Genomic DNA, 11715 nt, shown 5'->3' with positions numbered 1-11715 from the left:
TTTGCTCGGCCCAAGCTACGAGGCGCGCCTTGTTTCAGGCGTTTTGCTCGATACAAATCGCTTATCGACGCCAGCCTTTCCGGCTGGCGTTTCGCATTCTGGAGCATGAGCATGGAGCAAGACCGCGAACTGGACGATGAGGCGCTGCTGCGCTATAGCCGCCACATCCTGTTGCCCGAGATCGACATCGAAGGCCAGCGCCGGCTGCTGGCATCGCGCGCGCTGATCGTCGGCGCCGGCGGCCTGGGCTCGCCCGCGGGGCTGTACCTGGCCAGTGCAGGCGTCGGCCGGATCACCATCGTCGATGACGACGCGGTGGAGTTGTCCAATCTGCAGCGCCAGATCGCCCACGACACCGTCAGCCTGGGCCAGGGCAAGGCCGAGTCGGCGGCGGAGCGGATGCGGGCCTTGAATCCTTCGATCGAGGTCTGGCCGCTGGCCGAGCGCCTGTCCGGCGATCGCTTGATCGAAGAAGTAGCCGCGCACGACCTGGTGCTGGATTGCTCGGACAATTTCGCCACCCGCCATGCGGTCAACCGCGCCTGCGTGGCCGCCAGAGTGCCGCTGGTGTCGGGTGCGGCGGTGCGTTTCTCCGGCCAGCTGGCGGTGTTCGACAGCCGCGATGCCGCCTCGCCCTGCTATCACTGCCTGTTTCCGGACGAGGGCGAGGCCAGCGACGGCCCTTGCGCCACCTTTGGCGTGCTGTCGCCCTTGGTGGGCGTGATTGGCAGCCTGCAGGCGGTGGAGGCTGTCAAATTGCTGGCCGGCGTTCCGCCGGCGCTGGGCAAGCTGACGCTGTACGACGCGCTGAATGGCGGCTTCAAGCAGATTCGCGTGCCGCGGGACCCGGCTTGCGCGGTGTGCGGGGGCGCGTGAACTTGCGATCTGGCCAGCTTTTTGCTGTTATTATTCGCTTGGTATTTTTTAGTGGCGATGAATAAAGGAGAGCGGCGTGATGGAACATAGCATCCAGGGACTGCTGGACAGGCTGTATAGCCAGGCGCAAGCGGCGCAGAGTGAGGGACAATCAGCCTTGAAGGATGGCGTGGATGAGGCAGGTTGGGGGCCTGTGGTGGATTTGTTGGACGATTTGTACGCCTTGGCTGACGACATTGATGACGCCATCCAGCAGCATCCGACGATGCCGGATGCGACTAAGCAGGATTTTCGACAGAAGGTAGAAAAAGCGGTTTTTGGCGCTTATCTTCCTGTCCATCTGAAGATCCAGTCGGGAGCGAATTACAAGCTGCCTGGACGGTGGGAGTCTAGGACCAAAATCTGAAGCTGTTGCGAGCGGAGCGCCTTGGCAGGCGCTTCCACTCTGTGGTTACAGATGCTGCTCGATCAGCTTGCGCACCTCGGGGAAGTTCATCACCCCGACGTAGCGCTTGATGATATTGCCCTGCTTGTCGATCAGGAAAGTCGTCGGCGCCAGCTGGATGTCGCCGAAAGCCTTGGCCGTGGTTCCTTGCGGGTCCAGCGCGACGAAGAAGGGCAGCTGGTTCTTGGCGACGAAGTTCTGCACGTAGTTGGGCGGGTCGTAGCTCATCGCCACCGCCAGCACGTTCAGCCCCTTGCCGCCGTAGTCCTGGTGCAGCTTCTTGATTTCCGGCATCTCCTCGACGCAGCCGGGACAGCTGGTGGCCCAGAAGTTGACCAGCACCACCTTGCCTTTCAGCGCCGAGGTGCTGGTGGCGGCGCCGGTCAGCGAGGTCAGCTTCACCTCGGGGGCCGGGTTGCCGGAGAACATCAGCTTGTAGGCGGCGCCGGCGGCGACCAGCAGCGCCAGCGCAATGATCAAACCCTTCTTCATTTCGATTTCCTGTCGTGTCTGCCGCTGGTTCAGACCGGAGAGGCGGTCATCTGTTCCAGCATGTCCTTCAATTGTCCTTCCAGCACCACCGCCTTGTTCTGCTTGGCGTCGAAAACCACGAAGGTGACGTCGGCCTCGGCAACAACGGTGTCCGCGCCTTCCAGCAGCACGCGTTGGTGGATCACTGCGCTGCGGTTGCCGATGGACTTCAGACCGGTTTCGATCAGCAGTTGCTCGCCCATCAGCGCCGGGCGGCGATAGTCGATGTTGATGTTGACCACGGCCAGCGCCAGGCCGGATTTCAGGAACCAGTCCAGTCCGCCTTGCTCTTCGAACTGGCTCCAGCGCGCTTCTTCCAGAAATTCCAGGTAGCGCGCGTTGTTGACGTGGCCGAACAGGTCCAGGTGATAGCCGCGGACCTTGATCCGGGTGTGGTGCGCCATGTGTTTCCCCTCTATTGCGCGTGGCGGTTAATCGGCGCTGCCGTCCAGATCCAGCGGCACGAAGGCCTCTCGCTCCAGCGGCTCTTCGACCAGATCGGTCAGCACCGAGTGGATTTCCACCTTGAACCATTGCTGGAACAGGTTGGGACTGATGTTTTGCGGCCACAGGCTCTCGTCTTCGCACCAGTCGGCCAGCTCGGCCTCGAACAGCTGGCGATGGCGTTGCTGCACGAAGCGGCGGGCGGCGTCGGCGTCTTCCGCCGGCGGGATCAGCAGCGCGTTGCTGTCGGCGGCCAGCGCTTCCAGCGTCAGTTGCGGATCGATGCCGCCGGGCAGGCTTTTCAGCCAGGCGAGGAAGGGGGCCTGCGGGCGCAGCAGCGCGATGCTGCGGTTGACTTCAAACATGATGCTTCCTTGGTTCAATGGCTGGATAAGAGGTTGTCCCGGGTGAAGACGAAGCGCTGGTTGATGCGCATCGCCGGGGCGCGGGCCAGCGCGGGCGGAAACGGCGGAAACGGCGAGGACAGCTCGACGATGCGCTGGGCGGCTTCGTCCAGCACCCGGCTGCCGGAACTGCGGGTGACCCGCTGTCCCTGCAGGCTGCCGTCGGCGGCTATCGTCACTTCCAGCGTCACCGCGCCGTGCAGGGCCTGGCGGCGCGCTTCATCCGGGTAATTCAGGTTGCCGATGCGCTCCACTTTCAGCCGCCAGTCGGCTTGGTAGCGCGCCCACGGATAGCCGCGGGCCGCCTCGCCGAGCGCGTTGCCGGCCTGGCCGCTCTCCTTGTCGTTGTCGACGATGGCGCTGTCGCCGCCGCGCGACAGCGCGCCGACCTGGGCCAGCAGCGAGCCGGTGCTGACCTGGCCGCTGGGCGGCGAGGGCTGGACCTTGGCTGGCGCCGCGGACGGGCGGGCGATCGGGTTGGCCGGCGCCGGCGGCGGTGTTTCGGCGGCGGGGCGGGGTTTGGGCGGCTCGCGGCGGCTGAGCAGCTGGCGCGGCTCGGCGCTGTTGCCCGAACCTGCATGATCGATTTCGGCCAGCCGCTCTGTCGGCGGCGCGGCTGGGGCAGGGTGGCGGACCAGGCGGATATTGATCTGCGACGCGGGCGCTTCGCCGGGCCGGTCGGGCGCGGAGAGGCGGCCGCCCAGGCTGAGCAGCAGCAGGTGGGCCAGCAGCGACACGCCCAGCGCCAGCCACAGCAGCGGGGCGCCGGACGCGGATGGGCGGGGACGGTACAGGTGATCGGCCATCGCGGGTTTCCGGATTTTGCCAGAGTGTAGCATGCCGGCCATGCAAAAACGCCGCGCGGAGGCGGCGTTTCGGCGGCGGCGCGCGGCCGGCTTATTTTTCCAGCAGGCTGCGCAGCATCCAGGCGGTTTTCTCATGCACTTGCAGGCGCTGGGTCAGCAGATCGGCGCTGGGTTCGTCGGAGGCGCGCTCCACCACGGCGAACACGCTGCGGGCGGTGCGGCATACGGTTTCGTGGCCCTCCACCAGTTGACGGATCATCTCCTCGGCCTTGGGCGGCGCGCCGGCGGATTCGGGGATAGCGGTCAGCTTGGCGTAGTCGGCGTAGCTGCCCGGCGCGTAGTGCCCCAGCGCGCGGATGCGCTCGGCGACGGCGTCCACGGCCAGCGCCAGCTCGTTGTATTGGGTCTCGAACATCAGGTGCAGGGTGTTGAACATCGGCCCGGTGACGTTCCAGTGGAAGTTGTGCGTCTTCAGGTACAGGGTGTAGCTGTCCGCCAGCAGGCGGGACAGGCCATGGGCGATTTCCTGGCGATCTTGTTCGTTGATGCCGATATCCATAACGATGCTCCTTTTTGGCGGCGCTGCTTCCAGGCCGCGTTTTGGACTACACTTCCCGTTTTGGGCGGGAAATGGGATGAAACCTTGGTTGTCTTGCCATGACGGCTGCGTCCGGCTGACGCTGCACGTGCAGCCGGGCGCCAAGAAGACCGAGGCGGCCGGCGAGCACGGCGACTGCCTGAAGGTTAGGCTGGCCGCGCCGCCGGTGGATGGCAAGGCCAATGCCGCGCTGCTGGCCTGGCTGGCCGATCGCTTCGGCGTCGCCAAGCGCGATGTGGAGCTGCTGTCCGGCGACAAGAGCCGGCACAAGGTGGTGCGGATCGCCTGCGGCTTGGATGACGCGGCGGCGCTGGACCGTCTGGGTTTTCACTGAAGGCGGCGTCCCGGCGGCGTGGTTTCGTCCACGCGCTTGAACTCGCCTTCTATGATGTCGCCGTTGCCGGCCGGTCCGGCGGACGGGCCCGCGCTGGAGGTCCGCGGCGAGATGTCCGGGCCTTTCAGCGGCAGCAGCAGCAGGATGGCGGCGAGATCGCTGAGCAGGCCGGGCAGCAGGAACAGCAGGCCGGCCAGCGCGTAACGCAGCGGCCACAGCAGCGAATACAGCGAAACCTTGTCGCCCTGGCGCATCACGCTGCCCAGCGTCAGCAGCGCGCCCAGCTTCTGGTTGCGCAGCATCCACAGGCCCAGCATCGAGGACAGCACCACCAGCAGGAACACCGCCAGGCCGCCGATTCGGTCGGCTAGCGCCACCAGGGCGGCGATTTCGGCGAACGGGTAAATCAATAACAGCAGCGGGAGAACGCGCATCTTGAATCCGATTCCATCTAACGATTGTTTATTGGTTGTCTGCAACGCGCCGGACGAGGAAACCGCCGAGCGCGTCGCGACGACGCTGGTAGCCGAGCAACTGGCCGCCTGCGTCAATATTCTGGGGCCCTGCCGTTCAGTGTACCGCTGGCAGGGCGCGGTGGAGCGGGCCGAGGAGATTCCACTGCTGATCAAGACTCGCGTTGACGCGTATCCGCAACTGGAGGCCAGGCTGGCGGCGCTGCATCCGTACGAAGTGCCGGAGATTGTCGCGCTGCCTGTGGCGCAGGGATTGCCCTCTTATCTCACATGGGTATCGAACAGCGTAGTTTCAAGTGCCGAATGATTCCGGCCCGGTTTGTTCCGACTGTTTTCCGCCCGTTTTCGTTCCCCTGGCGGGGCGGCGGCGGAGAGAAATTTTTTGCGATACGGCTTGACGCATCTGAAACGTTTCATTATAGTTGCGAGCTCTCGATGGGTCGTTAGCTCAGCTGGTAGAGCAGCGGACTTTTAATCCGTTGGTCGCAGGTTCGAATCCCGCACGACCCACCAGAGAAAGCTTGATATAGTGTAGTCGCATGTCCCGGACGGGTCGTTAGCTCAGTTGGTAGAGCAGCGGACTCTTAATCCGTAGGTCGAGTGTTCGAGCCACTCACGACCCACCATCCAAAGACATGCCGCCGTACGTTGTGCGGGTCGTTAGCTCAGCTGGTAGAGCAGCGGACTTTTAATCCGTTGGTCGCAGGTTCGAATCCCGCACGACCCACCAATCAAGTTCATTTCTGTCTTTTGTGCAGACCGGATGGGTCGTTAGCTCAGTTGGTAGAGCAGCGGACTCTTAATCCGTAGGTCGAGTGTTCGAGCCACTCACGACCCACCACCATCCCTGCACCCTCCCCGATATGAATACCCCAATGGGTCGTTAGCTCAGCTGGTAGAGCAGCGGACTTTTAATCCGTTGGTCGCAGGTTCGAATCCCGCACGACCCACCAAGAATTCCCGCAAGGGCCCGGCTATTGTCCGGGCCCTTCGCATTTCCATCCCCTATATTGCTGATAACGATAATTGTTATCATTTGTTTCTTGCGCTATGCTGCGCCCTTTTTGTCACGGGCGACGCTGGTGTTGGACGGCTATTATCGCGAACTGCTCAATTTCCTCACCCGGGCCACCGGTTCGCGCCAGCGCGCGGAGGATGTGGCGCAGGACGCTTATCTGAAAGTGCTGAATCTGCAGGCGCCGGGAGGCGAAGCCGGCGGCGCGGCGGTGCGCTCTCCCCGCGCGCTGCTGTACGCCGCCGCGCGCAATCTGCTGATAGACCGCCACCGCCGCGAGCAGGCGAGGCCGCAGCTGGATATTGCGGACATCGAGCTGGCCGCGCCCGCGCATTGCGAACCGGAGCGGCGGCTGGCCGCGCGGCAGCAATTGGCTTTGCTGGAGCGGACGATAGCGGGCTTGCCGCCGCGCTGCCGCCAGGCCTTCGTGCTGTTCAAGCTGGAAGGGCTGAGCCAGGCTGACATCGCGCGGGAAATGGGCATTTCCCGGAACATGGTGGAGAAGCACATCATCAACGGCATGCTGGCGTGCAAGCGGGCGCTGGAACAGGAGGAGGGCCGATGAGGCGCGAGCGTGAAGCGGCGAACGAAGAGCTGGCCGACGCGGAAGCGGCGCGTTGGCGCTTGCGGCAGCGGGAGGGGCTGGACGAGGCGGGGCGGGCGGAACTGGCCGCCTGGCTGGACGCGTCCGGCGAGCGCCGCAGAGCTTACGCCGCGCACGCCCGAGTCGACGCCTTGTTGTCGGAGATGAGCGGCGAGCAGAGGCGAAGATTGGCGGTTCCCCCGCCATCCCGCTTGCGTCGCCATGGCCTTGCCGCCTGCGCGGCATTGCTGCTCGCCTGTACGCTGGGCTGGCATTGGCGGGCCGGCCAGCCGCAGTGGACGCAGACGCTGGCCAGCGCGCGCGGCCAGCAGCTGGAGCGGGTGATGGCCGACGGCAGCCGCTTGAGCCTGGACGTGGACACCGTGGTGGAGGTCGCGTATTTCAAGGATCGCCGAGAGACCAAGCTGCTGCGCGGACAGGCGATGTTCTCGGTGGCGCCGGATGCCGGGCGGCCGTTCCGCGTGGCGGCCGGGCCGGTGCGGGTGACGGTGCTGGGCACGCGTTTCGCGGCGCGCCATCTGTATGGCGCGGTTGAAGTGGGGGTGGAGCACGGCAAGGTGGCGGTGGCTGACCACGGCGACGCCGAAGCGGCCGCGGGCACGGGAGGCGAGGCGCGGAGCAAGCTGCTGCTGACCGATGGCCAGCGCGCGGTCTGGCGCGATGGCTCGCTTCGGCCGGAGGTGGCGGTGCCGCCGGAAACCGTGGCGGCCTGGCGCACGGGCAGGCTGGCGTTCTCCGACCGCCCGCTGGCGGAGGTGCTGGCGGAGTTCGAGCGTTACGGCCCGACCGGCCTCAAGCTGGCGCGGCCAGATCTGGGCGCGCTGCGTCTGAGCGGCAGCTTCGCCAGCCACGACGCCGCCGCTTTCGCCCGCATCCTGCCGCGGGTGTTGCCGGTGGCGCTGCGCAAGAGGGGCGGGGAGACGCTGATCGACGCCAGAAAATAGTCTGGACAAAAAATATTTGCCGGCCGACGTCAGGATGGCGCGGGCGGCTGCGTCTTCATGGATGCGAATAATTATTAATTTCATCCGTGAGGTAGTCCGCCATGTCGATTTCCCGTCCGGGGGCCGCCGCTCTGCTGCTGGGCCTGGCTTGCGTCCAGCCCGCGCAGGCCCAGTCCCGCGTCGTCGCCTTCCAGATCGCGCCGCAGCCGCTGGCCGGCGCTTTGCAGCAGCTGGCCAGCCAGGCCGGCATGAATCTGCTGTTCGACCCGGCCTTGGCCGGCGGCCGCGCCGCGCCGGGGTTGCAGGGCAGCTACACGGTGCGCGACGCGCTGCGTCGGCTGTTGGAGGGAAGTGGCCTGGCCGCCAGCCTGCGCGCCGAGGGCATCGTGGTGCAGGCCGCGCCGTCGGCCGCGGGCGGGGCGGTCGGCATCGGCGCCTTGCGGGTGCGCGGCGCCAGCAGCGCGCCGGGCGCGCTGTCCGACGATGAGATGTCGCTGTTCGACCGGCCGTATCTGAAGCCGGGCTCGTCGGCGGCGGTGACGCGCGAGCAGATCGAGCGTTTCCGCGGCACCTCGCCGGCCGATATGTTCAAGGGCGTGGCCGGGGTGCAGGTGGGCGAGAGCCGCAACAGCGGCTCGGTGGACGTCAATGTGCGCGGCCTGCAGGGCCAGGGGCGGGTGCCGGTGGTGATAGACGGCAGCGTGCAGTCGGTGACCGCCTATCGCGGCTACGGCGGCGTCGCCGACCGCAACTATCTGGACCCGGACTTGATAGGCGGCGTAACCGTCGACAAGGGGCCGGTTTTGTCGGCGCAGGGCGCCGGGGCGATCGGCGGCCTGGTGAAGATGGACACGCTGAAGGCGGAGGATATCCTGCTGCCGGGCGAGCGCCGCGGCGTGCGCCTGCGCGGCGGCTTGCAGAGCAACAGCGCCGCGCCTCCGGCCGAACTGAACGCGACGCCGCGCCAGCATAGCCCGGCGCTGGACGGCCGCGCCGGCCACGGCAGCGTCGCCGCCGCCTTGCGCGAAGACCGCTACGAGCTGGTCGGCGCCTTCGCCTACCGCGACATCGGCAATTACTTCTCCGGCAAGCACGGCCATGAGCGTTATGTGGTGAAGAACGACTGGATGTCGTCCGGCACCCAGGAGGATGTCGGCGTCACCCGCATCTTCAAGCCCGGCGAGGAGGTGCTCAATACCGCCAACCGCAGCCGCTCGCTGCTGCTGAAGGGCACGCTGAAGCCGGACGCCGAGCGCTCGCTGGAGCTGGGCTTCCGCCGCTACGACAGCGATTACGGCGAGATCATGACCTCGCAGATCGTCCGCAACGATGGCGACTCCATTCCGCAGTGGCCGCGCAGCCAGGTGCGGGTGGATGCCTACACCGCCCGCTTCAAGTGGCAGCCGGACGACAATCCGCTGATCAAGTTGCAGGCCAATCTGTGGCACACCGACATGGACAGCCGCGCCTACAACGGCGACGTGTTCCGCAACCCCACCCAGGGCAAGCCGCGCCCCGGTTGGGGTGATTGCGCAGACTGCATCGACTTTTCCTACCTGGCGCCGGCGCAGGCGCAGCGCACCGGCGCGGATTTGAGCAATACCTCGCTGCTGCGCAGCCGGCTGGGCGCGCTGAAATTCGACTACGGGGTGTCGCTGCAGCATGAGCGGCTGGCGCCGGGCAAGGGCTTCATCCGCGACGAGGACGACATCCTCAACAACCGCAATCTGCGGGACGGCAGCCGCGACGAGCAGAGCGCCTTCGTCGGCGTCAACTGGGCGCCGGTGGATTGGCTGAGCTTCGACTTGGGCGGCCGCTATCTGCGTTTCGCCACCCAGGACAACAACGTCGAGGTCAAGAAGCTGGATACCTACCGCACGGTGTCGAAGACCGCCCAGCTCTACAGCGACGACACCTTCGAATACCTGGGCGAGGTTGAGTGGAAGCCGGATGCCGCCGGCAATTTCAGCGACGCCACCAATCCCTTCAAGCAGCCGGGCGCCACCTATGTCGACGCCAACGGCCAGGCGCAGCCGCTGGCCGGCGCCAAATCCAGCGAGGCGGAGGCGAGCTGGCGCGACAACCAGGAGCTGGCGTCGCGCCAGTACCGCCGCAGCCAGCCCTACCGCCGCCGCGACAGCGGCTTCGCGCCGTCCTTCGGCGTCAACCTGAAGCTGAGCCCCTCGGTCACCGGCTATCTGCGCTACGTCGAAGGCCTGCGCATGCCCAGCCTGATGGAGTCGACGCTGGGCTCCTCCTCGCCTTTCCTTGGCGAACTGAAGCCGGAACGCAGCCAGAACTGGGAAGTCGGCGTCAGTGTGCTGAAAGACGGCCTGCTGCGCGGCGACGACCGCTTCCGCTTCAAGCTCGCCTATTTCGACAACACCACCCGCGACTACATCACCCGGCGGCCGATTCCCGGCAAAGAGGCGTGGGAGCAGAACTTCAGCATGGTGAACATGGACCGCTACCAGCTGTCCGGCGTCGAGCTGCAATCGTCGTACGACGGCGGCACGCTGTTCGGCGAGTTGTCCGCCACTTACAACCGCAAGACCCGGATCTGCGACCGTGCGTCGGCCGAGTATTTCCGCGGCATCACCTGGTTCGGCGGCGAGCATCCGATGGCTAACACGCCGGAATGCACGCCCAGCGGCTTTTCCAGCAGCTACGTCCGCAACCATATCCCGCCGCGCTTCAACCTGAACCTGACGCTGGGCGGCCGCGCGCTCGACCGCAGGCTCAGCTTCGGCAGCCGCGTCACCTACAACAGCGAGCCGGTGGCCAAGCAGGGCGCCAGCGTGGACGGCAGCCGCTGGGAGAGCTGGAACGGCACCGCCAACCAGGTGCTGACCCGCGCCTACACGCTGGTGGACGTGTTCGCCAGCTATCGGATCTCCAAGGGCGTCAGCGTTGATTTGGCCATCGACAACCTGACCGACCGCTACTACCTGGACCCGCTGGCGTTGAGCCTGATGCCGGGGCCGGGACGCACCGCGCGGCTGAACGCGACTTGGCAATTCTGAGCGGCGCGTTTCCCTAAATAAACAAAAATAGTTATCATTAACATTTAATGGGCTTTGTCCGCAAAGCCCAGCACAGTAGAAGAAAGCATTGGCATGACCACCATCGAACGCACCCGCACCCAAGACCTGAAAGCCCGCACCCACGACACCCACGACCAGCTGGACCAGCGCATCATGGCCAACCAGCCCTTCGCCAGCCGCGACAACTACGCCCGTTTCCTCGACGCCCAGTACCGCTTCCTGCGCGACGCCGACGCGCTGTACGACAACCCGGAGCTGGCCAAGCTGTTCCCCGATCTTTCCGAGCGCCGCCGCTACCACAGCATCGCCGCCGACATGGGCGATCTGGACCGCGCGCTGCCGCAACTGGCCGAGGCGCCGATTAGCGGCGCGCTGGACGTGGCCAGCGCGATGGGTTGGCTGTACGTGGTGGAAGGTTCCAAGCTGGGCGCGGCCATCCTGTACAAGCTGGCCGGCAAGCTGGGCCTGGACGAGAACTTCGGCGCCCGCCACTTGGCCGGCCATCCGGACGGCCGCGCCCGCCACTGGCGCGCGTTCACCTCGGCGCTGGACGGCCTGGAGCTGGACGGCGACGCCGAAGCCCGCGTCACCGCCGGCGCGGTGGCCGCCTTCGCCTGCATGAACGGCCACCTGGACCGGGTGTACGCTTGAACGCGGCGCGGCACCCGGCGGTGCGCTGGCTGTACCTGCTGGGCGGCTGCCTGATGGTGGCGCTGGCGGTGATAGGCGCGCTGCTGCCGGTGATGCCCACCACCATTTTCCTGATCCTGGCGCTGGCCTGTTTCAGCAAGTCCTCGCCGCGGCTGGAGCAGAAGCTGCTCGATCATCCGCGCTATGGCCCGGGCCTGCGGCGCTGGCGCGAGCAGCGCATCGTGCCGCGCAAGGCCAAGTGTTTCGCCGCGCTGGGCATGGGCGGGGGATTCGTCGCGCTGCTGCTGGCGCGGCCGCCGCACTGGGTGCCGTGGCTGGTGGCCGCGATCGAGCTATCGGTCTTGCTGTATCTGCTGAGCCGGCCGTCCCATCCCGGCGAGCCGTCGGGCTGGCGCAGGCTGTCCGCCCGGCACTGGAAGGGACTGGCTCTGCTGTTGTGCGCAGCCCTGCATCTGGCGGCGCTGACCGCCGGGCTGTGGTGGCCGGGCGCCAAACCGCAGGCTCCGGCGCCGGCCGAGCAGCCGGCGATGCGGTGGCTGGCCGGCG

The 11715-nt window shown here is 66.4% G+C and carries 15 protein-coding genes and 5 tRNA genes; 14 read left to right on the top strand and 6 right to left on the bottom strand.

What is annotated here, in order from left to right; all coding sequences use genetic code 11:
* Nucleotides 1-111: 111 nt before the first annotated feature.
* Together LQR33_RS10055 and LQR33_RS10050 are read left to right on the top strand one after the other, a co-directional pair.
* Nucleotides 112-876, top strand: a complete 765-nt coding sequence (locus LQR33_RS10055) for a HesA/MoeB/ThiF family protein (protein WP_205692530.1) — start codon at nucleotides 112-114, stop codon at nucleotides 874-876.
* Between the two features lie 79 nt (nucleotides 877-955).
* Nucleotides 956-1282, top strand: a complete 327-nt coding sequence (locus LQR33_RS10050; RefSeq protein WP_231468773.1) for a hypothetical protein — start codon at nucleotides 956-958, stop codon at nucleotides 1280-1282.
* Between the two features lie 45 nt (nucleotides 1283-1327).
* Here the strand turns inward: LQR33_RS10050 and LQR33_RS10045 are convergent, their stop codons facing one another.
* The 5 genes from LQR33_RS10045 to LQR33_RS10025 all read right to left on the bottom strand — a co-directional run bounded on the left by LQR33_RS10045 (nucleotide 1328) and on the right by LQR33_RS10025 (nucleotide 4065).
* Nucleotides 1328-1813, bottom strand: a complete 486-nt coding sequence (locus LQR33_RS10045; RefSeq protein WP_221667909.1) for a TlpA family protein disulfide reductase — start codon at nucleotides 1811-1813, stop codon at nucleotides 1328-1330.
* Nucleotides 1814-1842: 29 nt separating this feature from the next.
* Entirely contained in the window at nucleotides 1843-2256 is a 414-nt protein-coding gene (locus LQR33_RS10040) for an acyl-CoA thioesterase (RefSeq protein ID WP_166439827.1), read from the bottom strand.
* A 27-nt stretch (nucleotides 2257-2283) separates the two neighbouring features.
* Nucleotides 2284-2661 (bottom strand): VacJ, encoded by a 378-nt coding sequence (locus tag LQR33_RS10035; protein WP_104946019.1) that lies wholly within the window; start codon nucleotides 2659-2661, stop codon nucleotides 2284-2286.
* A gap of 14 nt (nucleotides 2662-2675) precedes the next feature.
* Entirely contained in the window at nucleotides 2676-3506 is an 831-nt protein-coding gene (locus tag LQR33_RS10030) for an energy transducer TonB (RefSeq protein ID WP_221665907.1), read from the bottom strand.
* Between the two features lie 91 nt (nucleotides 3507-3597).
* Nucleotides 3598-4065, bottom strand: a complete 468-nt coding sequence (locus LQR33_RS10025) for a Dps family protein (RefSeq protein ID WP_021475269.1) — start codon at nucleotides 4063-4065, stop codon at nucleotides 3598-3600.
* A 76-nt stretch (nucleotides 4066-4141) separates the two neighbouring features.
* Here LQR33_RS10025 and LQR33_RS10020 point away from each other — a divergent pair, with 76 nt between their 5' ends.
* The gene (locus tag LQR33_RS10020) at nucleotides 4142-4438 is read left to right on the top strand and encodes a DUF167 domain-containing protein (RefSeq protein ID WP_166439825.1); all 297 of its coding nucleotides are present in this window, start codon (nucleotides 4142-4144) and stop codon (nucleotides 4436-4438) included.
* On the opposite strand, the gene LQR33_RS10015 is transcribed toward LQR33_RS10020, so the two are convergent.
* Nucleotides 4432-4872, bottom strand: a complete 441-nt coding sequence (locus LQR33_RS10015; RefSeq protein WP_231468771.1) for an FxsA family protein — start codon at nucleotides 4870-4872, stop codon at nucleotides 4432-4434. The genes LQR33_RS10020 and LQR33_RS10015 overlap by 7 nt on opposite strands.
* A 31-nt stretch (nucleotides 4873-4903) precedes the next feature.
* Here LQR33_RS10015 and cutA point away from each other — a divergent pair, with 31 nt between their 5' ends.
* From cutA to LQR33_RS09960, 11 genes are all read left to right on the top strand, one after another.
* On the top strand, nucleotides 4904-5218 hold the full coding sequence (gene cutA, locus LQR33_RS10010; RefSeq protein WP_231468769.1) for a divalent-cation tolerance protein CutA: 315 nt from the start codon (nucleotides 4904-4906) through the stop codon (nucleotides 5216-5218).
* A gap of 130 nt (nucleotides 5219-5348) precedes the next feature.
* Nucleotides 5349-5424, top strand: a tRNA-Lys gene (locus tag LQR33_RS10005).
* A 37-nt stretch (nucleotides 5425-5461) separates the two neighbouring features.
* A tRNA-Lys gene (locus LQR33_RS10000) sits at nucleotides 5462-5537 on the top strand.
* A 28-nt stretch (nucleotides 5538-5565) separates the two neighbouring features.
* Nucleotides 5566-5641 (top strand) — tRNA-Lys (locus LQR33_RS09995).
* Between the two features lie 35 nt (nucleotides 5642-5676).
* A tRNA-Lys gene (locus LQR33_RS09990) sits at nucleotides 5677-5752 on the top strand.
* Between the two features lie 36 nt (nucleotides 5753-5788).
* Nucleotides 5789-5864, top strand: a tRNA-Lys gene (locus tag LQR33_RS09985).
* Between the two features lie 129 nt (nucleotides 5865-5993).
* Nucleotides 5994-6491 (top strand): sigma-70 family RNA polymerase sigma factor, encoded by a 498-nt coding sequence (locus LQR33_RS09980; protein WP_166439823.1) that lies wholly within the window; start codon nucleotides 5994-5996, stop codon nucleotides 6489-6491.
* A complete protein-coding gene (locus LQR33_RS09975) occupies nucleotides 6488-7474 on the top strand; it encodes a FecR family protein (protein ID WP_231468767.1) in 987 nt (328 codons plus the stop codon). Before LQR33_RS09980 ends, LQR33_RS09975 begins: the two co-directional genes overlap by 4 nt.
* A 101-nt stretch (nucleotides 7475-7575) precedes the next feature.
* Nucleotides 7576-10497: a TonB-dependent receptor gene (locus tag LQR33_RS09970; protein WP_231468765.1), complete on the top strand. Its 2922-nt coding sequence runs from the start codon at nucleotides 7576-7578 to the stop codon at nucleotides 10495-10497.
* Nucleotides 10498-10590: 93 nt separating this feature from the next.
* The gene (locus tag LQR33_RS09965) at nucleotides 10591-11169 is read left to right on the top strand and encodes a biliverdin-producing heme oxygenase (RefSeq protein WP_231468763.1); all 579 of its coding nucleotides are present in this window, start codon (nucleotides 10591-10593) and stop codon (nucleotides 11167-11169) included.
* On the top strand, nucleotides 11166-11715 hold a 550-nt coding region (locus LQR33_RS09960; RefSeq protein ID WP_231468761.1), incomplete at its 3' end, for a YbaN family protein. The genes LQR33_RS09965 and LQR33_RS09960, both read left to right, overlap by 4 nt.

Origin of the sequence: Chromobacterium piscinae (assembly GCF_021129175.1) — a bacterium.
Classification (GTDB): Bacteria; Pseudomonadota; Gammaproteobacteria; order Burkholderiales; family Chromobacteriaceae; genus Chromobacterium; species Chromobacterium piscinae.
The sequence above is the reverse complement of the archived record's forward strand: the minus strand, read 5'-3'. Positions and strand labels throughout refer to the sequence as shown.

Excerpts from the sequence above, each read along its gene's own strand:
- LQR33_RS10025 (WP_021475269.1), bottom strand. The coding sequence starts at position 4,065 with ATGGATATCGGCATCAACGAACAAGATCGCCAGGAAATCGCCCATGGC.
- LQR33_RS09970 (WP_231468765.1), top strand. The coding sequence starts at position 7,576 with ATGTCGATTTCCCGTCCGGGGGCCGCCGCTCTGCTGCTGGGCCTGGCT.
- LQR33_RS10045 (WP_221667909.1), bottom strand. The coding sequence starts at position 1,813 with ATGAAGAAGGGTTTGATCATTGCGCTGGCGCTGCTGGTCGCCGCCGGC.
- LQR33_RS10015 (WP_231468771.1), bottom strand. The coding sequence starts at position 4,872 with ATGCGCGTTCTCCCGCTGCTGTTATTGATTTACCCGTTCGCCGAAATC.
- LQR33_RS09965 (WP_231468763.1), top strand. The coding sequence starts at position 10,591 with ATGACCACCATCGAACGCACCCGCACCCAAGACCTGAAAGCCCGCACC.
- LQR33_RS10035 (WP_104946019.1), bottom strand. The coding sequence starts at position 2,661 with ATGTTTGAAGTCAACCGCAGCATCGCGCTGCTGCGCCCGCAGGCCCCC.
- LQR33_RS10020 (WP_166439825.1), top strand. The coding sequence starts at position 4,142 with ATGAAACCTTGGTTGTCTTGCCATGACGGCTGCGTCCGGCTGACGCTG.
- LQR33_RS10050 (WP_231468773.1), top strand. The coding sequence starts at position 956 with ATGGAACATAGCATCCAGGGACTGCTGGACAGGCTGTATAGCCAGGCG.
- LQR33_RS10030 (WP_221665907.1), bottom strand. The coding sequence starts at position 3,506 with ATGGCCGATCACCTGTACCGTCCCCGCCCATCCGCGTCCGGCGCCCCG.
- LQR33_RS10040 (WP_166439827.1), bottom strand. The coding sequence starts at position 2,256 with ATGGCGCACCACACCCGGATCAAGGTCCGCGGCTATCACCTGGACCTG.
- LQR33_RS09975 (WP_231468767.1), top strand. The coding sequence starts at position 6,488 with ATGAGGCGCGAGCGTGAAGCGGCGAACGAAGAGCTGGCCGACGCGGAA.
- LQR33_RS10055 (WP_205692530.1), top strand. The coding sequence starts at position 112 with ATGGAGCAAGACCGCGAACTGGACGATGAGGCGCTGCTGCGCTATAGC.